This window comes from Rhizobium fabae (genome assembly GCF_003985135.1).
Classification (GTDB): Bacteria; Pseudomonadota; Alphaproteobacteria; order Rhizobiales; family Rhizobiaceae; genus Rhizobium; species Rhizobium pisi.
On record NZ_ML133653.1, the window covers coordinates 17,161 to 38,988 of the forward strand.

Below are 21,828 nucleotides of genomic sequence, written 5' to 3' on the forward strand. Positions count from 1 at the left end.
CCCAAGGTTCGAGTCGCACTTCAGCCCTGCTGATAGAGCGCGAAGGCCTGTTCGCCGCTCGCGTCCTCATGCACGATCGCCATCAGCCCGCGCACCACGGCGCTTGGATTGGCGTGCTGATAGATGTTGCGGCCATAGACCATGCCCATGGCGCCCTGTCGCATCAAGGCCGCCGATTTGTCGAAGACGGCACGAAGATCTTCCTTGCCGCCGCCGCGCACAAGCACCGGGCAGCGAGCTGCCTCCACCACTCTGTGAAAATCCTCGGCATTGGTGGTCGGGTCCGCCTTGACGATATCCGCACCCATCTCACGCGCGAGCCGCGTCAAGGTAACGATCTTGTCCGCGTCGCCATCGACCATGTAACCGCCCTTTTCGGTGACCGGCTGCATCACTAGCGGCTCGATCATCAGCGGCATGCCATACCTGTCGCAATCGGCCCGCACGCGGGAAATATTCAGGACGCACTGGCGGAACAGGTCCGGCTCATCAGGCAGCATGAACAGGTTGACGACGACGCAGGCCGCATCCATCTCGATCGCGCCGATCAACGGCTCAGCCTCGTTCTGCAGCACCGCCCACATGTCGCGGTGGCGGATTCGGTTATAGGGGTTGCCCATGTCGATGCGCATGACCAGAGCCGGCTTGTCCTTGCCGGGCACCTCCTGCAGCAGGTCCGCCTGGCCGGAGTTCATCTGGATCGCATCCGGCCCGGCAGAGACCAGCGCCTTGACGACGGCCTGGATGTCCTCCAGCCCTTCGAGGAAGGACGGTTCGTTGCAGACGCCGTGATCGATCGCCACGTCGAGGCAACGGCCGCTGCCGAACAGCCGGTTCATCCGGACTTTGCTGTTGTGTCGCATTCTATGCTCCTTGGTTCGTTCCTTGCGAAAAGCATGTCTTCGTCGACGCCGTGGCGTTCGTTGAGAAGGGTGAGAAAACGGTCGCGCTCACCGGCGCGATGCGCGGGCGTCCAGTACTTTTCCTGCGCCAGCAGGTCGAGCGTGGCATCCATCATGTCGAGCGAAAGCTCGCCCGAAACGGCAAGCGTCGTGCGCCGCAACAGCAGGTCGTCGAGATGTTCCACCGCTTCCTCGCGGATCAGGAACTCCAGTTCGCGCATGGAGTAGCCGGCGTGCGGCAGCGCGGCATCGGCGCCATCAGCGATGAAGCCGGCAATCGCCTCGGCATCCGTGCCGTATCGGGCAAACAGTTCGGCCATGCGGCTTTCGGACAAACCTTTGCTGGCCGCTGTCTGCTTGAGCCAGGCGGGCGCGTTGGCGGGAAATGCCCGACCGCCGCCGATCGGCCGATCGCGTGTCGCAACACGCCGCCGCCTGCCCTGCCTTTCCAGAACCATGTCGGCCGCGAGTTCCCCGAAGGACCGGAATGTCGTCCACTTGCCGCCGATCATGCAGAGCACTGGCGGACCGCCTTCGGGCGGCTCGAGCACGGTGCAGAAATGATCACGCGGGATGCGGCCGGTAAAACTGTCGGTGCTGGCCGGCAGCGGCCGCACGCCGGAAAACTGGAAGACGATCTGCTCCGGCCGGATGGCGATGCCAGGCAGCACGAAGGCGAGCGATTGCAGGATATAATCCCGCTCGTCCGCTTCGCAGCGCACCGTTTCCGGATCATCGACGCGGATATCGGTGGAACCGACGAGAACCTTGCCGAGATAGGGAAACAGGATGCAGATCCGCCCGTCCTCATTCTCATAATAGATCATGTGATCGGCAAGCGCGTTGCACAGGTCCGCATTGTCGATGATCAGATGCGAGCCCTTGGTGCCGCCGATCAGCGGTGACGGCCGTGCTTCCGGCGAAAACAGGGCTTGATTGGCCGCATCGATCCAGCCGCCAGTGGCGTTGATGATCAGCGCCGGTTCGACAGCAACGGAGGCACCGCCTATCCGGTCCTCGACGCGATACTGGCCATTTCCCGTTCGCCGCAGTTCGGCATAGTTCAGCGCCCTCGCGCCGGAATTGGCCAGAAGACCATCCTGCAGAAGCTCGATGCCCAGCCGCTCGGGATGACTGACCCAGGCGTCGAAATAGGTGGCGGAACTCTTGATGTCAGGATTGAGCGCCGGCCACTTCTCGAGCGTCGTACGCCGGCCGCGAAACTGGTGGCGCGGCATCAGTGCGCGCTTCCGGGTCAGGAAATCATAGATGCTGAGGCCGGCCTTGATAGCGACGGCGCCGCGGCGGCTCGGGCGGCGGCTGAGACCGAGGAAGCGCACGATGCCGTTGCCGAGGCCGGAAAAGTTATCGAACACCGGCACCGTCGTCGGCAGCGGCGCGACGTAATGCGGCGCGTTGCGCAGCAGCCGGTCGCGCTCGACCAAGGATTCCTGCACCAGCTTGAATTCGCCGTTTTCAAGATAGCGAAGCCCGCCATGCACCATGCGCGACAGCGCCGAACTGGCGCCGGAGCAATAATCGTGCTTCTCGACGAGCAGCACATTCAGCCCCTGCAGCGCCAGCTCCCGAAAGACGCTGATGCCGTTGATGCCGCCGCCGATGACGCACACGTCCACCTTCGGGCTTTGGCGGAGCCCGTCCAATATTTCTTCCCGCTTCATGATGGCGATCCGCTACTTGTCCATGTCAGTCAGTTTCGCCGCTATGGCCGTATCGATGGCGGCAAGATCGGCCGCATCCAGCCGGATAGTTCCGGCCCGAGCATTGTCGATTGCCTGTGCCGGATTGCGCGCGCCGCAAAGTGCAAAGGTGACGCCAGGCTGCGCCAGCGTCCAGGCAATCACGGTCTGGGCGATGCTGGCGCCGTGTCTTTCGGCGACCGGCCGGATGGCGTCGGAGAGTGCGGCTGCCTTCTGGCGGTTGCCAACCGAAAAGCGCGGATTGTCCTTGCGCTGGTCGTCGCCTGAGAACACACGGTCCGGACCGATGGCGCCGGACAGCAACCCCAGCGCCAGCGACGAATAGCTCAGCGTCGCAATGCCATTGGCCCTGGTCAGCGGCAGAAGCTCGGCCTCGATCTCGCGGTCGATCATGCTGAACCGCTCCTGGATCGCGTCGAGACCACCGGCGGAGATATAGGCGTTGAGGTCGTCTGGGCTGACATTGCTTGCCCCGATCGCCCGGATCTTGCCCGATGCGCGCAGGTCCTCCAGCGCCCGCATCGTTTCCTCGATCGGTGTCGTCGGGTCCTGCCAATGGGTGATGTAGAGGTCGATATAGTCAGTTCCAAGCCGCGTCAGGCTTTCCTCGACCTCATGCAGGATCGCATCGCGGCCGAGATAGCGGTGGACCGGCTTGCCGTCCTGATCGAAGAAATGGCGGCCTTTCCTTGTATGCCAGACAAGGCCGCATTTGGTGGCGATGACTGCCTTGTCGCGGCGTCCGGCCAGCGCCTTGCCGACGATCTCTTCGGAACGTCCAAGACCATAGGCCGGCGCAGTGTCGATCAGCGTCACCCCGGCATCAAGCGATGCCTGGATCGCGGCGATGGATTCCGCCTCGTCGGCCCCGCCCCACATCCAGCCGCCGATTGCCCAGGTGCCTAGTCCGACCGCCGAGGCGAAAACGCCGGATTTGCCGATCTCACGTGTCAATTGCCGTCCGCTCATGCCCATTTTCCCTTGCCATTCGCCAGTGCCAGCACCCGGGCACCCGTCGCCTCATCGGTCACCAGCGTATCGAGGTGATTGCCCCTGAGAACGCTGAGGATCGGGCCTGCCTTGTTCGGTCCGCTCGCCACGCCGATCTTCGTGGGGATCGAAGCGAATTCCGGCAGCGTCAGCGATACCAGCGAACGATTGAGGCTGTAGTCGCAGACCTGGCCATGATCATCGAGCAGATGCGCCAGTAATTCGCAGGACGCGCCGGACCGCTCGATCGCGACGCGGTCGGTGCTCGAGGAGGGATGCAGGTCGTAATAGCTCGAATCGTCCGACAGGATCGAGCCGATGCCGACCACCGCCACCTTCGCCTCACGCGCCCGTTTGAAAACGTCTGCGACGGAACGCATGTTGATCAGCATCGCCCGCTGCTCGGCATCGTCGGCAAAGAGCGGCGCGTGGATCTGGTAGGAGCGCCCCCCAAGCCTGTCGGCCATCAAGGTCGAGACATGGTTAACGTCGGTATAGTGCTTGCCCTGCACGCATCCGGTTGCCGGAATGACCTCGACATCGAAACGACGCGGCGGATGCAGACCGGCGACGACGGCGCTCACGCCTTTGCCGCCGGTGATGCAGATCGTATCGCCGTCGACGATCTCTTCCAGCAGCAACCGCGCTGCCGCTTCGCCGACGGCCTGAAGTGCTGTCTGCGGATTGTCGGATACGGTCGGCACCACCACGGCGCGGCCGATGCCGCCAAGCGCGCGCAGCTGTTCTTCCATATCGACCAGCGGCTCGACCGGCGACTTGATCTTGATTTCGACCAGACCGAGCTGGCGGCCGCGCTTGATCAGCCGGTTGACGGTGGCGTGCGAGATGCCGAGCTGATCGGCAATCTGCGCCTGTGTCAGTCCTTCGAGGAAATGCAGGACCAGGGCCTGGTGCATCTGCCGGGCGATGACGATTTCCTCGCGCGGCGCGTTGGCGGGTTTGAGTTTGGCTATCGGCATGTCAGGCAGCCTTCCGCTTGTGCAGGAAATGATCGATCGAGACGGCGGCAAGCAGAATGCAGCCTTTGATCATGTCTTGCCAATAGACGGACACGTCGAGCAGGATCAACGAGCTTGTGACGACCGACAGCAGGGCAATGCCGAGAATGGCCCCCAGGATCGTGCCGGAGCCGCCATTGAGCGACGCACCGCCGATCACGGCAGCCGCGATGATGTTGAGCTCCATGCCGACGCCGAAGGTCGGGGTAGCGGCACCGAAGCGGGACATGTAGATCACCCCGGCAACACCGGACAACGTCGCGCAAAGCACCGTCACCCAGAACTTCACCTGGTTCGTCTTGATGCCGGAATAGAGCGCCGCCTTCTCGTTGCTGCCGGTGTAGAACACCTTGCGGAAGGCGGTTGCTCGCCGCAGCAGGAAATCGAACAGCACTACGACGGCGACGAAGATCAGGATCACGTAGGGGACGCCATAGAACGTGCCCTGCCCGACCGCCTTGAACGAAGGCGGCAAGGTGAACAGCGACAAGGGCGTGCCCTTGGTGATGATCAGGCAGATGCCCCGCACGATCACCATCGCCGCAAGCGAGGTGATGAAGTGGTTGAGGCCGACGACGGTCACGAAAAAGCCCATGACGCAGCCGATCAGGCCGCTGGCAATGATCCCGATCAGGGACGCGCTCCACGGATCGAGCCCCATCAGGAACAGCGAGCCGGACAGCACCATCGAGAAGCAGACGACCGAGCCGACCGACAGGTCGATGCCGCCGACGATCAGCAGGATGGTCATGCCGACGACGACGATGCCTTCCACCGAGAATGACATCAGCATGGCCCGGAAGTTGCCGAGCGTCAGAAAATGCGGCGAGGCAAAGCTCATGACGATGCAGAGCGCCAGGATGATCGCGATCAGTCCCGCTTCGCGCATCCTCCCCAGCCGTTTCCAGCCGGGCGCGCGTGGTTGATGTGCCGCTGCCAATGTCGCGTCCGCCATGACCTTGTCTCCTGCCCGTGCTTTTTCTCTATGCGGCATGCACCGATGCCTTTGAATTGTTGTGACCGCCGATACCCGAGGCGAGCCGCATGATCGCTTCCTCAGTCATCGTCTCGCCCTCGACCTCGCCTGCAATCGTGCCCTCGTGGATAACAAGCACCCGGTCGCACAGGCCGAGAAGCTCCGGCAGTTCCGACGAGATGACGACGATGCCGATGCCGGAGCGGGCGAGATCGCGCAGCAGCCGATGGATTTCCGATTTGGCGCCGACATCGATGCCGCGGGTCGGTTCGTCCATCAGGATGACCTTGGGATTGACCGCCAGCTGCTTGGCAATCGCCACCTTCTGCTGGTTGCCGCCCGACAGCGACGAGACAGGCATGTCGATGCCGCCCATCCGCACGCCGAGCCGCCGGACCAGGTCGTGGGCACGTTCCGCCTCGGCCTTGGAATTCAGAAGTCCGAGCGGTCCGGTCAGCGACTTCAAATCGAGAACGGCAATGTTCTGGGCGATGGAGAGATCGAGGAAAATGCCGGAGCCTTTCCGGTCTTCGGAGAGATAGACGACGCCCGCCTGCGCGGCCCGCGCATAGGACCGCGTCCGCAGCCGCTGTCCATGCAGTTGCACCTCGCCTGTGATTACCGGTCGCAACCCACAAATGCCTTCAGCGATCTCGGTGCGACCCGAGCCGATCAGCCCGCCGACGCCGAGAATTTCGCCCTTGCGCAGGTCGAAGCTCACATCCCTGAAGCGGCTGCCGTCGCCGAGGTGGCGGACGCTCAGAATGATCTCGCCGGTCCGTTCCGCCGGCGCCTGCTTTTCCGGATAGAGCTGGGTGATCTCGCGTCCGACCATGCGGCGCACCACATCATCCGGCGTCACATCCGCCACCTTCTCCGTCGAGATGTAGCGGCCATCGCGAAAGACGGTGACCCGGTCGCACAGGCTGAAGATTTCGGCCATGCGGTGGCTGATATAGATGATCGAAATACCCTGCGCCTTGAGGTCGCGGATGATTCCGAACAGGATCTGCGCCTCCGATTCCGTCAGTGCTGCCGTCGGTTCGTCGAAGATCAGCACCCGGCAATCGAGCGTCAGTGCCTTGGCGATCTCGACAAGCTGCTGGCTGGATATCGACAAGTCGCCGACTTTGCGGCGCACATCGATCGGCGCCAGGCGATTCATGACGACCTGCGCATCCCGCTCCAGCCTGCCATAGTTCATGAAAGGTGAGCGGCGGCGGTTGGTCGCGGCCATGAACATGTTCTCGGCCACCGTCGCATCGGGGCAGAGCGCGATTTCCTGGTGCACGAGGCCAAGCCCGAGCGATTGCGCCACGGCTGGCGACGTCACCTTGACCGGTGCGCCATCGACGAGAACGTCCCCCTCGCTTGGCTGCAGAACGCCGGCAATGATGTTCATCAGCGTCGACTTGCCCGCGCCGTTTTCACCGCAGAGCGCGTGAACCTCGCCTCTTTCCAGGCTGAAGCTCACATCCGTCAACGCCTTCACCGCACCGAAGTGCTTGCTGACATTGCGGATTTCCAGAACCGGCACCGACGCCATCATCGTCTTCTCCTCACGCTCTCGGGGGGCTGTCCGAAGCTTCGGGCCCCGGACAGCCGACACGAAGGCTTACTCCTCGATGCCCTTGGTGCCCCGCCGCTTCAGGTACTTGTCCCAGTAGAAGTCGTCGGCATTGTCGGCGGTCACGATCGACAGGCCGTTGTCGACGAAGGGAATGCTCATCGGGTTGAAGCCAACGCGCTTGGCGTCGTTCATCGGGTCGATGAGTTCCGGATGCTTGGCAAGCCACAGGAGCATGAAGCCCATGTAACCCTGCATGCCCTGGTTCGGGTTGATCGAGCCGAACACTTCGCCGGCCTTGATCATGTCGAGGATGTTGGCGTTGACGTCGGCGCACATCACGAGGATCTTGCCGCCGCTTTCCTTGTTGGCCTGCGAAGCGCCGATCGCCGAATTCGCTTCCGGCATGAAGACTGCGCCAAGATTCGGATGTGCCTGCACCAGGCTCATCAGCCCCTGATAGGCCTTGTTCGGATCCTGGTTGGACGCGGCGCGGCCGACCAGCTTCATGTCAGGATATTTTTCCTCCATGCGGGCGATGAAGGCGGCAATACGCTTGTCGTGATTGTCCTGGCCCGGATTTTCCAGAACGGCATATTCGCCCTTGCCGCCCATTTTTCCGGCAATCGCGTCGGCCGCATAGGTGCCCTCGCGGGTATTGTCCGAGGTGATGAACGAGATGCGCTTGGAGAGCGGCGCATCGGCTGCGAAGGTGACGACCGCCGTGCCCTGGTCGATCGCCCGGTTGATCGGCTCGATGAACGGGTCGGAGTTCATCGGATGAACGAGGATGCCGGCCGGATTCTGGGCCAAGGCCTGGTCGAACGTGGCGATCTGCTTGTTGACGTCATATTCCGGCGTGCCGGTGTAAGCGGTCTCGCAACCGAGCTGCTGACCGGCCTGCTTGAACATCTCATAGACCGGGAACCAGTATTCGACGCCCGATACCATGACGTTCATGACGTATTTTTCGCCCGGCTTGCAGCGGAACGGATTGTCCGTGTCCGCGCTGGCGAGGCCGGCGAAAAGCGTCGATGCAAGGACCGCCAATGCGGTCGTGCTTAGAAATTTGCGCAAGTTTCCTCCTCGAGGCCGAAGCCCCTCCCAAATATCCGGCGGCGCCTGAGCGGCTGCCGATGATCCAATGAAGACCGGAGTTCCTCCTCGAAGTCCGGTATGGGCAGGTAATCGCAATGGCGGCGCGCTGTCAATATAATTCAATCAATGAAATATATTTCACATGGTGCCCGTGGAAACGCGAGATGTCGGTCGAGCCGGCCTCTCGACCTCGATCTGCCTGAATATCTGCTGGCGGGGCACGCGGAATTTGGGGATTTGCCGGACGATCAAAATATTGGCACGGCCCGGGCGGCCAGAGAGAGGAATCTTTGATTCCTATGATAGGTCAAACCGTGCTTGGCAATTCGACCAAGACGTTGCGACTCCGCCTAACCCGGCGAGACGTCCTGCCCGCCGGCGGCTCTTTGAATTAAGCGGGCAACCACTTCAGTACGGTTCTGCGCCTGCAATTTGCGCATGATATGTTGCAGATGCATCTTCACCGTATGCCCCGACAAATTGAGTTTTCCTGCAATGACCTTATTTGAGCAGCCGGATTGCAGCTCTGCGAGGATATCCGCTTCCCGCGGGGTGAAATCAGCAATCGCCAGGTATTGCGTCCTGTCATCCAAGCGTTTTTCGGCCTCATTTCTGGCCGGACGATGCCCGTTTGAGCCGGTTGTATCGGCGCCCAACAGCTGCGGGAAAAATGTTCCTCCTGCCAGAACAAGACGAAGACCGGCAAGGGCGATGTCAACGGCGAGCGACGTCGAGAATAGGCCGCGAATGCCCATCTTGAGCGCCTGACGGGCCACGACCACATCATCCGCACCTGAGAGCAACGTGATAGGTGCCTCAGGAAAACGTGCAGCAATGGCCGCGAGGTCATCACGCAGGCTAATGCTCTCGATACCTCTGCCGACCAAATCCAATACAATCAAACGCACCTCAGCTCCGAGAGCCCGGTCGAGACTCTCGGTCGAGATCAAATCGATCACATTCCACCCGGCGAGTTCACGCTCAAGAAGCTTCACCACGGTGGTGCGCGCGAGTGTAGAATGCTCGATAATGATCACAGTTGGTGCGTTGCGCCCCGTACGGCGCTTAGTTTTAGCACTGTCGGACACTTGCGTGCTCCCCAGAAGGTTTGCAACCCAACAGCCGCTGACATTATTCCTGTTCTCGCTTCATGTCATGATAAAAAACGCGTGTTTTCTCGATGAAAATAGTCTGATCTCTCATGATAATTCTTATAGTCTATAAGACATAGGCGAGATACAACTGAGCTCGCAGAGCATTTTGGAAAGCGTATCTATAAGGTTGTAATGGATCGACTTGCCGCTACGGAGTTTCCAGTCTTCGCCAAGTTCACGTATGGAAAGCGGCTCAACAAAACTTTCAAAGGCACTGAAAAGGCACCCGATCTGCTACAAATCCATTCAGAAAATAGCTGTTGAATATTACGAGCTGCCGATCGATTGGGCTTTGTGTCCCTACCTCAATTCAAATCCGTCGCAGACCTCGACAGCAAGGCGACGAACACGAAAAGCGACAAAAAGTCTGAGATCGCCGGTAACTCATTATGATTACTGAATAACTCCGCCCTGTCGACGCATTAATGCCGGCTGCCACCTCAATCCAAAGTAATCGGTCCCGAGCTTAGCCGAAATAGACATGAATCAATACTTCCCGGTGGTTTTGGCAATGCGTTGTCGGACCGGACGGGTTTCAATCGTCCCTGGGTTAGCACGCCAAAGAGAGACGACCATGACCAACAGGATTACCCCACCATAACAGTCTTTGAACGGTCGCCCGATGGCGGCCGGGGACTGGCGCGTGACATGCCCGTTCGCTGGGCGCTCGAAGAAGTGGAACAGTCTTACGAGGTTCGCCTTGTTTCGTTCAAAGCGATGAAGGAGCCGGCGCACCGCGCGCTTCAGCCTTTCGGGCAAATCCCGACCTATGAGGAAGGCGATCTTACTCTGTTCGAGTCAGGGGCGATCGTGTTCCATATCGCAGAGCACCATACAGGCCTCCTGCCACACGATGCGAATGCCCGAGCACGCGCGATCACCTGGATGTTCGCTGCGCTCAACACGATGGAGCCGCCGATCATCAACCGCGGCTCCGACGAGCCTTGGTACGAGCAGCGCCGGCCTCTCGTCGAGGTAAGGATCCGTGATCGACTGGGTGACCTTTCCAGTCGGCTTGGTGATTGCCGACTGGCTCGACGGTGCCTTCACCGCCGGCGACTTGATGATGGTGTCGGTGCTGCGCAGGTTGAAAAGATCGGGCATGCTGGATGAATATCCGACCCTCTTTGCCTATGTCGCCCGCGGCGAAGCGCGGCCAGCCTTCGAGCGTGCTTTCGATGCTCAGTTGGCGGTTTTCACCGCCGCATCGACCGGCTGAGATCCATCGGAGGCTCGCCGTCGTTTTTGCGAGATTTTGTTCGGTTGATGGGTCGTGATCCCTAGCTGTGCATGAAGCCCAGAATGTCGTCGACGAGAGCCGAATGGGCGTCAGTGAGGTTGCCCTCTCCGCTATGCCCCCCGATGCCGGCCAACTGGAGCGCATGCTGGTCATAGAGAACATGATCGATCTGCTGAGCGTCCGCCGTCCCACCGGCGGGAACGGCAAGGTTGATGGGATGGAAATAGGCGAAATTGATGTCGACCATGCTGCCGGTCGACGATCCGACCCCGCCGCCTCCGCCCGCATGGTTGCCGGTAAAAATCGTGTCCGACGACAGGTTGAAGCCACCGCCATTGCCGCCGATGCCTGCGATCTGCACCGCACCCTGATCGAAAATGACATTGTTTGTCTGATGGGCCTCCGCCGAGCCGCCCGCGGCGCCGATGGCGATGTTGATCGGTGAGAAGATGGCGATACTCACGTCGACCATAGCGCCGACGAAATACCCATCGCCGCCGTGGCCCGCATAGTAGTCACCGGTCAATGTAAGCGACGTTCCCGGGCTCATCGGCGTGCCATGGCCCGCGACGTTATGGTCTCCGCCCGAGCCGCCCATGCCGCCCATCTGGGTTGCGCCCTGCAGGAACAGGGCGTTGTTCGATTGGTCGGCGTGAGCCTCCGAGCCAGGGCCTGCAGCCACGGCCGTATTGACGGGGGCAAACAGCGCGACTTCGGTGCTGACGAGCCCACCGTAGAAGAGGCCATTGCCGCCGGAGCCGGCATGGCTGCCGCCATCGCCGCTGCCGATGGCAACATTGCCGCTTCCACCATTCCCGCCTATCCCGGCCATTTCGGTGGGATGCTGATTGATGAGCGCATCGTTGCCCTGGAGTGCTTCGGCACTGGAATGAGATCCTGCCATGGCGGCATTGGACGGCATGAAGACGGCCAACGCGTTGCTGCTGATCACGCCTTCGCTTATTCCATCGCCACCGCTGCCGGCGGAAATATAGTTTGGACCGGAAGCGACATCCAATGGAAGCCAGGTCGGCACCAATGCCAGATGCCCCGCGGCCAGGTTGGAGGCGAGGTGTTGATCGGTGCCTGCCTTGGGCAGGTCTTCCAATGAGGGACGAGTTTCCGCCATTACTGTCTCCATTTCGCGGTCAACCGAACGTCCACCGAGCGTGTGGCGCGATGCAGCCTGAATTGCTCGGGCATTGTGCATCTGAACGCAGGAAAAGCAGAGCCTGCAATTCGTCTACATCTGGTCGGTTAGTGCTGTAGCCATTTGGCTGTCATGGCCGCAGCGACCGTCGTGCAAGTTTGCGAGCATGACATCCGTCTGCGGGTTAGAGGCCCCTGCATCTTGCACCCTCGTTGTCGCCGCCAGTGATGAAAGTTTTCGGCCCCAGGCAGGGTCTCCCTCGCCAGGCGCAGCCCGATCAGAATCCCGGAAAACGGCGCTGCTTCAACGAAGTAGCAGGCATGATCATGCTATCCGGCGCTAAATCACTTCGTGCTAATCCAAAATAATTCTCTGTCACCTCCAAGTATACATCCGAAAGAGCGTCGCCGAATATCTAGATGGTTCATAGATTAAATCGCAGGCAATATTCAACTGCGGTTGTATTGGCTGGCGGTGACATCTGAATACCCACGCCGTAAGGGGACGCCGTAAAAAAGAACACGGACGAAACGAAGTAGAAGGAGCGACATCAATGCCTATTCCACAAATGTCTGACACGATCCATCTCCACAACCCGGATGCAGGCGACGCGAATGCCGGCAACGGCGGCGATGGCATCAATCATGGTAACATTGACTACAACCCGGTTGCCTATGTGGACCCCGTGCAAACGGTCGACGGGGCATCTACCCATCTGCACAACGGCGATCACGTTTGGCAGACGGCAGATTGGGACGCCGGCGGTGGCGGAGCCGGTGGCTACAGCCAGGCCCAGAATGGCTTCCTGGCATCGCTCACCAGCGGCGCCGGCGGCGCGGGCGGAAGCGCTCACTCCAACGGTGATCAAGAAAACACGAGCGGCGGCGACACGGCTACGGTGAATGCGGCTACATCCGCAACACAGTATACGCAACTCGTGGCTGACCAGCATGCCACCATCCTCGCAGGCGTCGGCGGCAACGGCGGCAACGGCAACATGGCTCGGGGCGGAGATATCGCGTCAGCGTTGGTTCACACGGATCCCGAAACGACGACGGTGAACAATTCTCTCGATCATTTCATAAATGCCTTCGGTCATATCGACGTCAGCCATCTTGGCTGATGAACTCAGACCCTGAGGGTCGCCGGTTTCGGCTGGCGGCCCTCCTGAATTGCTGACCCAGCACGCAGTCTTTTCTCGTCAGTCTCAAATGCAGCGAGATCTGATAATGACAACGATTTCCATAAAGCCATTGCGCCCGCAGACACAGCTCGTTGTCGCGCTCCGAGCCTGTGCCGGAGCCTTCGGGTTGGTCTTTCTCTATAGCTGCGGCTATAATCTCTTTCTTCTGGCGCCGTCCATCTATCTCCTGCAGATCTATGACAGGGTTCTATCGAGCAGAAGCGCGGACACGCTCCTGATGCTGACGATGATCATCGCCGTCGCCGTGGTGGTCGGGTCCTTGCTGGACATCGTGCGCAGGGCAGCTCTTTCGCGCATCGGCAGTTGGCTGGACCACAGGCTGCGCCCTATGGTGCTCACCGCATCATTCGAATATGCCACGCGCGCCGATACGGGAGCCGCTACGGAGTGCTACAGGGACCTGGCTACATTGCGCCAGTTTCTCGATTCACCGGCAAGCTCGCTTTTTTTTGACGTTCCCTGGGCGCCGGTCTTCCTGCTCCTGCTGTTTCTCGTTCACCCGCTGCTTGGGACCATCGGTCTTCTGAGCGCAGTTGCACTTCTGCTGTTTGCGTTCCTGACGGAACTGGCGACGCGGGAACCGCTTGCCCATGCCAATCTTGCCCTTTCGATGAGCTATCTCAGGTTTGCGACCGCCCTCAAAAACATCGAGGTCATCCGGGCAATGGGCATGCAGGATGGCGCAGCGCAGATCGTCTATCGCGATGCGGAAATGGCAAGAAGGGCGCAGGACATTGCGATGCGTCGCACGGAGATCATTATTGGTTTCTCCAAATCGATCCGCACGCTTGCGCAGATCCTCATGATGGGATCGGCGACATGGCTGGTGCTCATAAACAGCGGCAGTCCCGGGATCATCTTCGTTGCGAGCCTGCTGCTCGGGCGCGGGCTTGCGCCCATCGAGGGCGCGATAGGTGCATGGCGCTCCTTTACCTTCGCGCGCAACGCCTTCCGTCGCTTGAACAGAATGCTGATAGCAGTTGCATCGGAACGCGACAGCCGAATGGTGCCGATACCGGAACCCAGTGGCCTCGTTCTCGACAACGTCAGCTATGTCAGGCCATTCGCCAATCGGCCGATATTGACAGGCATCACCTTGCGCCTCGCGCCAGGCGATTGCGTGGCAGTCATCGGCCCATCGGGATCGGGAAAATCGACGCTCGGTCGCGTCATCGCAGGCGTTGTGCAGGTAACGAGCGGATGCGCTCTTCTTGGTGGGGTGGATATCTCGGCTCTGCGCCTTTGCGGGGGGACCCGCCACGTCGGATACCTGCCGCAGGACATCGAACTCTTCGGCGGAGCAATCAAGGATGTGATCGGCCGGCTGGACGGAGGAGATCCCGGCAAGGCGATCGACGCCGCGAAGCTGGTGGGATTGCACGAAGCGATCATGCGGCTGCCCCAGGGCTATGAGACCGATATCGGTGAAGGTGGAAACCTGCTCCTTCGAGCACAGCGCCAACAGCTGGGACTGGCACGGGCAGCCTACGGAAATCCATCTCTTGTCGTTCTCGACGATCCGAATTCGAGCCTGGATTATGATGGCGAACGCATGCTGTTCAGGGCGATCGAGCGCATGAAATCCAGGGGGATGATCGTCGTTATCATAACGCACCGGATGGGGATCCTGCCTGTTACCAACAAGATTGCCATCATGCGTGACGGGACGGTGGCCGCCTTCGGCGACAGCGAGCGGATTTATGAAACCTATCTTCAACCGCCGGCTCGAACAGGAACATAGGGAAGGACGTTGCCGTGACCGTTGTTCAATTGAACCCAACGCCGGCGAGAATTTCAGATTCGTCAGGGGGGCAGCGGTTGGCTCAACAACCGACGGCGACATCCAGGCGACAGACGGTATATTTACCGGTGATCGAGTCAAAACAGCGCGGCCCCGCCGCCCCTTCGCCCATGCCGGGACTCAGAGGCGTTGTCTGGATGGGCAACCTGTTGATCCTGGTCTTCATCGTCGGATTGGGGATCTGGTCGGTTCTGGCGCCGCTGAAAAGCGCTGCGATCGCATCGGGCATCATTGAACCGGAAACCAGCCGCAAGACCATTCAGCATCTGGAAGGCGGGATCGTGCGACGGATCCTCGTCAAAAACGGCGATGCCGTCATGGCCGGGCAAATCGTCATCGAGCTCGACGATACGAAGTCTCGCTCAGAGCGCGACAGCATTCAAGGGCAACTTTGGGAGGCCGAAGGAAGCCGCGCTCGCCTGGCTGCGGAGCAGACGGGCGGCGACCATGTCGCCTATCCCGGCAATCTCAGGGCAGCCATGGCCAAATACCCCTTGGTCGGCGCGATTCTGATCGGGCAACAGAAAATTTTCGAAGCCCGTCGCCAGGTCATGCAGGCGGAAATTCAGATCGCCAATGAAAAAATCGCGCAGGTGCGGCAGGAAATCGTCGGACTTGGCGCGCAGAAGGCGGCACTGGCCGACAGGGCCGCGATCTCGCGGCAGGAACTGGATCAGGTTACGGCCCTTACCGCCAAAGGACTGGAAACAAGAAGCAGGCTTCTCAACCTCCAGCGGGAAAAGGCAGACTTGGATGGCCAGCAGGGTGAAGTGGACGCGCAGATCTCCCGCGCCTACCAGGTGATCAGCGGGTCACAGGCCGATCTCGCAAAGCTTGAGAGCGACCGGTTGAGCGAAGTCGCCCAGGGCATGCGCGAGACGGAAAGCCGGATCATGCAACTGCGCGAGCGCTTGCGGGCGATCGACGACCAGCTTTCAAGGACCTATATCCGCGCTCCCGACGATGGAACGATCATGAACCTGCGCATCCACACGTCAGGTGGGGTGATCGGCGCGGGCGAACCGCTCGTCGATCTCTTGCCACGCACCGATCGCCTTATCGTGTCTGCCCACGTCAGGCCTGAGGACATCAATCTCGTCCGTGCGGGGCTCGAGGCGCAGGTTCACCTCCTTCCATACAATCAGCGGCGCGTTCCTCTCCTGAAGGGCCGGGTCGAGTATGTTTCGGCGGACCGTCTCATCGATCCGCAGAGCGGCCAACCCTATTTTGCCGCGACGATCCGTGTCACGGACGAGCGGCTGGCGAAAATGAAGGATGTCGAACTGGTTGCGGGCATGCCCGCGCAGACACTGATCGAAACGGGCCAAAGCAGCGTGGCGCTCTATGCCATCAGACCACTCCTCGACAGTTTCAACAGAGCATTTCGCGAGGACTGAGACGGTGATGGGCAAGAGAAAATTCGACGACGACCAGATTACGGGCATTCTGAAAGAGCACCAGGCCGGGGTGACGGTGGCGGACGTTTGCCACAGGTACGGCATCAGCGAGCCGACTTTCTATCGGTGGCAATCGCTGAAGTACGGAAATGTCGGCCTCTATGCCAGAAGGGTGAAAGCGCTGGAGGAAGAGAACCAGAAGCTCAAGAAGCTTTTGGCCGAAGCCATGCTCTCAGCGGCGACGCTGAGCGAGATGCTGGCGAAGACTTCCAAAGGGTGAAACCAGCCTTCCGGCTCTGTATATCAGGAGCGCGGCTCGAAAAGTCGCACCGTGCCGGGGTCAGCCGAGCGCGTGTCCGGCCAATGCGTATATTTTCGGCGTGCCGGCGGTGTGGCGATCTCGGACTGCCAGCCACGGGCGGCCGCGCGACATGGTGGTGACGGTATCGAAAACGGAAAGGCCGCAACGGGAGAGGAAGTCGGAAAAGGCTCCGCTTTTTTCGCGCGTGTCGAGCCGCAGGAACTTGCCCGCGTGCTCGACGACGTGCGGACGGATGACGGCGATGGCGTCAGCGTCGCTGGCTGCCGCAACCGGGCCGATGACCTGCCCGCGGCCGAACCGTCGACAGAAGGAGAAGGCTTCGATTTTTCCGTTGCGGACTAACCCGAAGCCGCTGGACGAGGGAAGGATTCGGCTGAGAAGTGCGGTGCGATCGGCACCGAAGGCCTCTTTGTCCAAGGCGGCAATGGCCGCGAGATCGGAGATATCGAGCGCCCGAAGTTCGGCGTCGGGCGGTGTTTCCGCGGGAGGGGCAGAGAAAGCTTCGCCCTGACATTGGGAGACGACGGCCTCGGTGGTGAAGTCGAGCGACCGATAAAGGCGCCGCGCTGCCCGCGTGGCATTGAGACCCAGATTGCATTGGGGAACCTGGGTAAGAACGTGGTCCATCAGCCATTGGCCGGCGCCCTGGGCCTGCAGGCGCGGTGAGGTGATGACGAGCCCGATTGTGGCGAAATCCTCGCCATAGGGAAACCACATGGCCGATCCCAAAACGCGCCCGACCTCGTCAAGCGCCACGACACCCTTGCCGAGTTCGCGCGCAAATTGCCAGTCGTCGGCGCGGTGCGGCCAGCCGACGCCGATCGACAGGGCATGCAACTGTTCGAGATCGACCGTATTGATGTCGGCGATGCGCATCTCGAAGCTGTCGACCAGTCTCGATTTCCCAGCGACCACGCGATTCCTCCAAAATTGATCCCCATGGCAACGCCGGCTAGGATAACATCCCGACGCCCCCTCCAACCAGATTAGGGGAAAGCGGTCAGCAGAAATTGCTGGTCAAACCCATTCCGGCGCAACAATCAACCAAATCGCCCTGGCTTTCGGCATCTAAAGCCTCGCGTCTTGGAAAAGATTCCAGTCGGCGGTGTCGCCATTCACTCAAGAGGTTGGGAATGTCTTCTCCCGTCAGCGTTGCACGCCGTTTCAGGACCGCGCCGGATGCTTCCGGTGTCGGTGGCCGGGTCGAGGTTACCGGGCCGGACATGCCAGGGGGATACACATGCACGTAGTCGAGATCCTCCGGAAGCTGGTCGGCTTTCCCTCCGTCGTCGGCACCTCCAATGACGCCATCGTCGGCTGGATCGATGCCCATCTCCGCGCCTTCGGCGTCGAAGCCCATATTCTTCCCGGTCCCGAGGGCGACCGGGCCAATCTCTTTGCCACCATCGGCCCCTCCGATAGGCCGGGCTACATTCTCTCCGGCCATATGGATGTCGTTCCCGCCCATGAAGCGGGCTGGCGCACCGATCCCTTCGAGCTCAGAGCCGAAGATGAGCGGCTCTATGGCCGCGGCACCTCCGATATGAAAGGTTTCCTCGCCGCGGTCCTTGCCGCCGTTCCGGCGTTGACGGCGAGGCCGCTTGCCCGCCCGGTCCATCTCGCCTTTTCCTATGACGAGGAAGCCGGCTGCCGCGGTGTGCCCCACCTGCTTGCCCGGCTCCCCGATCTCTGCGCGCCACCGCTCGGCGCGGTGATCGGCGAACCGAGCGGCATGCGGGCCATTCTCGCCCACAAAGGCAAGGCTGCTGCCCGCATCAACGTCAAGGGCCGCTCGGGCCATTCCTCCCGGCCCGATCTCGGGCGCAACGCCGTGCATGCCATGGCCGACGTGCTGAACGCGGCGATTGCAACGGCCGAGAATCTGGCTGAAGGCCCCTTCGACGACGCATTCGAACCGCCCTACTCATCTCTGCAGGCCGGAACCATCGTCGGCGGTCAGGCCGTCAACATCATTCCCGATCTCTGCACTCTGGAGGTCGAGGCGCGGGCGATATCCAGCATCGATCCCATCTCCCTGCTTGCCCCCTTGCGCGAGGCCGCGGAAGCACTGAGAGCGCGGGGTTTTGCCGTCGAATGGGAAATTCTCAGCGCCTATCCCGCTCTCTCGCTGCCGCCGACCGCAGCGCTCGCCGGCCTCCTGCGGGAGTTGACCGGCAAGGCGCCGCTTGCGGCCGTCAGCTACGGCACGGAGGCTGGCCTCTATCAGCGCGCGGGCGTGGATGCGATCATCTGCGGTCCGGGTGACATAGCGCGCGCCCACAAGCCCGACGAGTTCATTCTGGCGAGCGAGCTTGCCGCCTGCCAGGCGATGGTAGAGGCGCTCGCCGCCCGCTGCCGCGCCTGAGTTGCCGAGATCAAGGATTCCGGACGATGACCTTTCTCTTCAATTCCGACGCTCGCCGCGGCGCCGTCTTCCAGGAGATTTTCGCGCGCGAGCTGCCGGATCTGCCTTTCTCGATGGAGCCGGCGACCGTCGATCCCAATGCGGTGCGCTACCTGATCAGCTGGACGGTCCCTGCCGACCTCTCGCGCTACCGCAATCTCGAAGTGCTGTTTTCCATCGGCGCAGGCGTCGATCAGTTCCAGATTGCCGACGTGCCGGATCATGTGAAGGTGGTGCGCATGGTCGAGGAAGGCATCGTGCGCATGATGCAGGAATATGTGACGCTCGCGGTGCTGGCACTTCACCGCAACCTGCCCGCCTATCTCGGCCAGCAGCGCGAGCGGGTCTGGAAGGCTCTCCCCCAGCTTCAGGCTCCAGAGCGTCGCATCGGCGTTCTCGGCCTCGGCGTGCTTGGCCGTGCCGTGCTCGAGCGGTTGAAGCCTTTCGGGTTTCCGCTGTCGGGGTGGAGCCGCTCAATGCATGAGATCGAGGGAGTGATCTGCCATGCCGGAGATGCCGGGCTCGAAGCCATGCTTGCCGAGACCGACATTTTGGTCTGCCTTCTGCCGCTGACCGATGAAACCCGCGGCTTTCTCAACGCCGATCTGTTCGCCCGCCTGCCGCAGGGGGCGGCGATCGTTCATGCCGGCCGTGGGCCGCAGCTCGACCACGAGGCCCTGATTGCCGCTTTGGACGATGGGCATCTCTCCGGCGCGGTGATCGACGTCACCGATCCGGAACCGCTGCCGGCGGGCCACGCCTTCTGGAGCCACCCGCGCCTGTTTCTCACGCCCCACGTCGCAAGCGTCACCCAGCCTCATAGCGCTGCCCGCGCCGTCACCGAGAACATCAAGCGAATGCGCGCCGGCCTGGAGCCGATCGGATTGATCGACCGCCGTCGCGGTTACTGACCATTCAACCTCCAAAGGAAAAACCATGCCGCTTCTCAAGACCATCGACCCGAATCCCACCTCCGCGCCGCGCGAAAACCTGCCGCTGCCGGAGCGGCTGATCTCAGGCAATCCCGAGTTCAAGACCTGGGCGCAGGACGTTGCCCGCGGCGAGATGATCCATACCGGCATCTGGGAAGCCACTCCGGGCGTCACCCGCTCGATCAAGGGAGAGACCTTCGAATTCTGCCACATCCTGTCGGGCGTCGTCGAAATCACGCCGGAGGGCGGCGATCCCGTCGTCTACAAGGCGGGCGACAGCTTCGTCATGAAGCCCGGTTTCATCGGTGTCTGGAAGACCATCGAGACGGTCCGCAAGATCTACGTCACCGTCATGGCCTGACGGCGCCAAACAATAAGCTGTCGGGCGGCGGCAGAACGGGTTTTTCCGCTGTCGCCCCCACTGCCATCGGATCAAGCTACTTCGACCGATCGGCTAGCCTTGCTCTCAGTGATGCGAGGTATTGCCATGACGCTGAGTTTCGATCCCGATAGCCTTTCCCTTCCCATCGGGCATCTCGTTGGAGATCGCCTCATGCCGGCGGAGGGCGTCATTCCCATGCATCGCCCGTCCGACGGCAATGCCTATGCCGATTGCCCTGTTGCTGGGGCAGATCTGGTCGACCAGGCCGTTCAATCGGCGAAATCAGCGCTCAAAGCCAGCAACTGGGGCGGCGTTCGCCCGCGGGAGCGCTTGAAGGTGCTGCACCGATGGGCCGACCTGATCGAGCAGGAGGCGCCTGATCTCGCAAGGCTGGAGGCGCTGTCGTCGACTCGTCCCGTCGGCCATCTGGTGGAAGGCGATATTGCGGTTTCGGCCGAGCAGATCCGCTTCTTCGCCGAGTTCGCCGACAAGGAAGGCAGCGATCTCGTACCGACCGACGACGGCAATCTCGGCATGATCATGACGGAACCCTATGGCGTGGTCGGCGCGATCACGCCATGGAATTTTCCGGTATCGATGGCGGCATGGAAGCTCGGCCCGGCGCTCGCCGCCGGCAATGCCGTGGTTCTGAAGCCGTCCGAGATGACGCCCTTCTCGACCATACGCATGGCCGAACTCGCGCTTCGCGCAGGCCTGCCGGCCGGGCTGATCAATATCGTGCTGGGGGACGGCCCGGTCACTGGCACGGCAATAACCGGGCATCCCGACATCGCCAAGGTCAGCTTCACCGGCTCCACGCGGGCGGGATCGGCGATCATGGAAAACATCGCGCGGACCGGCATCAAGCCGATGACGCTGGAGCTTGGCGGCAAGAGCCCGCAGCTCGTCTTTGCCGATGCTGACATCGGCAAGGCGGCCGCCGCGATTGCCGCCGGCATCATGAGCAATGCCGGCCAGGCCTGTGTCGCCGGCTCCCGTCTCATCGTTGAGGAGGCCGCTGCCGGCCCGCTCGTCGAGGCGATCGTTGCCCGGATGAAGACCGCTATTGCCGCGCCCACCTGGGATGGGGCTGCGCAATACTCCCCGATCATTTCCGAAAGGCAGCAGCATCGCATCCATGCGATCGTTTCGGCGGCGGTCGAGGCCGGCGGCGAATGCCTGACCGGCGGCACGCCGATGGATGCTCGGGGGTTTTTCTACAGCCCAACCCTCATCGCCGGGATCGACAGGAATTCGCCTGCTATCACCGAAGAGATTTTCGGCCCCGTGCTTACGCTGCAGACATTCCGGGACGAGGAAGAGGCGCTCCTGCTGGCCGACCATCCGACCTACGGTCTGGCGGCGGGCCTCTTCACCCGAGACCTGTCGCGGGCGATCCGGCTCACCCGGCGCCTGCAGGCCGGAACGGTCTGGGTCAATCGCTACAACCGCTCGCGCGATCACATCCTTCCCACCGGCGGCTACAAGCAGTCGGGCATCGGCAAGGATCTCGGCCGCGAGGCCTATCATGCCAACCGCAAGAGCAAGAGCGTCTTGATCAGCCTTTGA

Annotated in this window: 17 protein-coding genes and 2 pseudogenes; 9 read left to right on the top strand and 10 right to left on the bottom strand. The window is 61.5% G+C overall.

Annotation, left to right across the window (positions count from 1 at the left end; genetic code table 11):
- Positions 1 to 20 precede the first annotated feature (20 nt).
- The 8 genes from EFB14_RS19050 to EFB14_RS19085 all read right to left on the bottom strand — a co-directional run bounded on the left by EFB14_RS19050 (position 21) and on the right by EFB14_RS19085 (position 9,361).
- Positions 21 to 863, bottom strand: a complete 843-nt coding sequence (locus EFB14_RS19050) for a class I fructose-bisphosphate aldolase (RefSeq protein WP_126828002.1) — start codon at positions 861 to 863, stop codon at positions 21 to 23.
- On the bottom strand, positions 836 to 2,584 hold the full coding sequence (locus tag EFB14_RS19055) for a glycerol-3-phosphate dehydrogenase/oxidase (RefSeq protein ID WP_126828004.1): 1,749 nt from the start codon (positions 2,582 to 2,584) through the stop codon (positions 836 to 838). Before EFB14_RS19055 ends, EFB14_RS19050 begins: the two co-directional genes overlap by 28 nt.
- Positions 2,585 to 2,596: 12 nt before the next feature.
- A complete protein-coding gene (locus tag EFB14_RS19060; RefSeq protein ID WP_126828006.1) occupies positions 2,597 to 3,592 on the bottom strand; it encodes an aldo/keto reductase in 996 nt (331 codons plus the stop codon).
- Entirely contained in the window at positions 3,589 to 4,593 is a 1,005-nt protein-coding gene (locus EFB14_RS19065; protein WP_126828009.1) for a sugar-binding transcriptional regulator, read from the bottom strand. Before EFB14_RS19065 ends, EFB14_RS19060 begins: the two co-directional genes overlap by 4 nt.
- Before the next feature lies 1 nt (position 4,594).
- Positions 4,595 to 5,587, bottom strand: coding sequence for an ABC transporter permease (locus EFB14_RS19070; RefSeq protein ID WP_126828011.1), 993 nt, complete (start codon positions 5,585 to 5,587; stop codon positions 4,595 to 4,597).
- Positions 5,588 to 5,615: 28 nt separating this feature from the next.
- Complete coding sequence (locus EFB14_RS19075) at positions 5,616 to 7,154, bottom strand: sugar ABC transporter ATP-binding protein (RefSeq protein WP_126828474.1); 1,539 nt, start codon at positions 7,152 to 7,154, stop codon at positions 5,616 to 5,618.
- A gap of 69 nt (positions 7,155 to 7,223) precedes the next feature.
- On the bottom strand, positions 7,224 to 8,252 hold the full coding sequence (locus tag EFB14_RS19080; RefSeq protein WP_126828013.1) for a substrate-binding domain-containing protein: 1,029 nt from the start codon (positions 8,250 to 8,252) through the stop codon (positions 7,224 to 7,226).
- A gap of 371 nt (positions 8,253 to 8,623) precedes the next feature.
- Positions 8,624 to 9,361, bottom strand: a complete 738-nt coding sequence (locus EFB14_RS19085) for a LuxR C-terminal-related transcriptional regulator (RefSeq protein ID WP_126828015.1) — start codon at positions 9,359 to 9,361, stop codon at positions 8,624 to 8,626.
- A 714-nt stretch (positions 9,362 to 10,075) separates the two neighbouring features.
- On the opposite strand from EFB14_RS19085, the pseudogene EFB14_RS19095 reads away from it, so the two are divergent.
- A pseudogene (locus tag EFB14_RS19095) lies at positions 10,076 to 10,646 on the top strand (glutathione S-transferase family protein).
- A 61-nt stretch (positions 10,647 to 10,707) separates the two neighbouring features.
- Here the strand turns inward: EFB14_RS19095 and EFB14_RS19100 are convergent.
- Positions 10,708 to 11,796, bottom strand: coding sequence for a hypothetical protein (locus EFB14_RS19100; protein ID WP_126828018.1), 1,089 nt, complete (start codon positions 11,794 to 11,796; stop codon positions 10,708 to 10,710).
- Between the two features lie 574 nt (positions 11,797 to 12,370).
- Here EFB14_RS19100 and EFB14_RS19105 point away from each other — a divergent pair.
- The 4 genes and pseudogenes from EFB14_RS19105 to EFB14_RS19120 form a co-directional block, all read left to right on the top strand.
- Positions 12,371 to 12,940 (top strand): PE-PGRS family protein, encoded by a 570-nt coding sequence (locus tag EFB14_RS19105; RefSeq protein ID WP_126828020.1) that lies wholly within the window; start codon positions 12,371 to 12,373, stop codon positions 12,938 to 12,940.
- 106 nt (positions 12,941 to 13,046) lie between these two features.
- Positions 13,047 to 14,762 carry a type I secretion system permease/ATPase gene (locus EFB14_RS19110; protein WP_126828022.1) on the top strand — a complete coding sequence of 572 codons (1,716 nt, stop codon included), beginning with the start codon at positions 13,047 to 13,049 and terminating at the stop codon, positions 14,760 to 14,762.
- A 14-nt stretch (positions 14,763 to 14,776) separates the two neighbouring features.
- Entirely contained in the window at positions 14,777 to 16,219 is a 1,443-nt protein-coding gene (locus EFB14_RS19115; protein ID WP_126828024.1) for an HlyD family type I secretion periplasmic adaptor subunit, read from the top strand.
- A 7-nt stretch (positions 16,220 to 16,226) separates the two neighbouring features.
- Positions 16,227 to 16,484: pseudogene (locus tag EFB14_RS19120) on the top strand (transposase); the annotation flags it as partial.
- 75 nt (positions 16,485 to 16,559) lie between these two features.
- On the opposite strand, the gene EFB14_RS19125 reads toward EFB14_RS19120, so the two are convergent.
- Positions 16,560 to 17,417 carry a GNAT family N-acetyltransferase gene (locus tag EFB14_RS19125; RefSeq protein ID WP_210302879.1) on the bottom strand — a complete coding sequence of 286 codons (858 nt, stop codon included), beginning with the start codon at positions 17,415 to 17,417 and terminating at the stop codon, positions 16,560 to 16,562.
- 364 nt (positions 17,418 to 17,781) lie between these two features.
- On the opposite strand from EFB14_RS19125, the gene argE reads away from it, so the two are divergent.
- The 4 genes from argE (at position 17,782) to EFB14_RS19145 (ending at position 21,828) form a co-directional block, all read left to right on the top strand.
- Positions 17,782 to 18,906, top strand: a complete 1,125-nt coding sequence (gene argE / locus EFB14_RS19130) for an acetylornithine deacetylase (RefSeq protein ID WP_126828028.1) — start codon at positions 17,782 to 17,784, stop codon at positions 18,904 to 18,906.
- Positions 18,907 to 18,932: 26 nt separating this feature from the next.
- Positions 18,933 to 19,856, top strand: coding sequence for a 2-hydroxyacid dehydrogenase (locus EFB14_RS19135; protein WP_126828030.1), 924 nt, complete (start codon positions 18,933 to 18,935; stop codon positions 19,854 to 19,856).
- Between the two features lie 25 nt (positions 19,857 to 19,881).
- The gene (locus EFB14_RS19140; protein WP_126828032.1) at positions 19,882 to 20,238 is read left to right on the top strand and encodes a cupin domain-containing protein; all 357 of its coding nucleotides are present in this window, start codon (positions 19,882 to 19,884) and stop codon (positions 20,236 to 20,238) included.
- Between the two features lie 126 nt (positions 20,239 to 20,364).
- Positions 20,365 to 21,828 (top strand): aldehyde dehydrogenase family protein, encoded by a 1,464-nt coding sequence (locus EFB14_RS19145; protein WP_125844549.1) that lies wholly within the window; start codon positions 20,365 to 20,367, stop codon positions 21,826 to 21,828.

What these genes read in the sequence shown, in the direction of transcription:
- EFB14_RS19125 (WP_210302879.1), bottom strand. Translation starts at nt 17,417, where the DNA reads ATGCGCATCGCCGACATCAATACGGTCGATCTCGAACAGTTGCATGCC.
- argE (WP_126828028.1), top strand. Translation starts at nt 17,782, where the DNA reads ATGCACGTAGTCGAGATCCTCCGGAAGCTGGTCGGCTTTCCCTCCGTC.
- EFB14_RS19145 (WP_125844549.1), top strand. Translation starts at nt 20,365, where the DNA reads ATGACGCTGAGTTTCGATCCCGATAGCCTTTCCCTTCCCATCGGGCAT.
- EFB14_RS19060 (WP_126828006.1), bottom strand. Translation starts at nt 3,592, where the DNA reads ATGAGCGGACGGCAATTGACACGTGAGATCGGCAAATCCGGCGTTTTC.
- EFB14_RS19100 (WP_126828018.1), bottom strand. Translation starts at nt 11,796, where the DNA reads ATGGCGGAAACTCGTCCCTCATTGGAAGACCTGCCCAAGGCAGGCACC.
- EFB14_RS19135 (WP_126828030.1), top strand. Translation starts at nt 18,933, where the DNA reads ATGACCTTTCTCTTCAATTCCGACGCTCGCCGCGGCGCCGTCTTCCAG.
- EFB14_RS19105 (WP_126828020.1), top strand. Translation starts at nt 12,371, where the DNA reads ATGCCTATTCCACAAATGTCTGACACGATCCATCTCCACAACCCGGAT.
- EFB14_RS19065 (WP_126828009.1), bottom strand. Translation starts at nt 4,593, where the DNA reads ATGCCGATAGCCAAACTCAAACCCGCCAACGCGCCGCGCGAGGAAATC.
- EFB14_RS19070 (WP_126828011.1), bottom strand. Translation starts at nt 5,587, where the DNA reads ATGGCGGACGCGACATTGGCAGCGGCACATCAACCACGCGCGCCCGGC.
- EFB14_RS19075 (WP_126828474.1), bottom strand. Translation starts at nt 7,154, where the DNA reads ATGGCGTCGGTGCCGGTTCTGGAAATCCGCAATGTCAGCAAGCACTTC.
- EFB14_RS19050 (WP_126828002.1), bottom strand. Translation starts at nt 863, where the DNA reads ATGCGACACAACAGCAAAGTCCGGATGAACCGGCTGTTCGGCAGCGGC.
- EFB14_RS19055 (WP_126828004.1), bottom strand. Translation starts at nt 2,584, where the DNA reads ATGAAGCGGGAAGAAATATTGGACGGGCTCCGCCAAAGCCCGAAGGTG.
- EFB14_RS19110 (WP_126828022.1), top strand. Translation starts at nt 13,047, where the DNA reads ATGACAACGATTTCCATAAAGCCATTGCGCCCGCAGACACAGCTCGTT.
- EFB14_RS19140 (WP_126828032.1), top strand. Translation starts at nt 19,882, where the DNA reads ATGCCGCTTCTCAAGACCATCGACCCGAATCCCACCTCCGCGCCGCGC.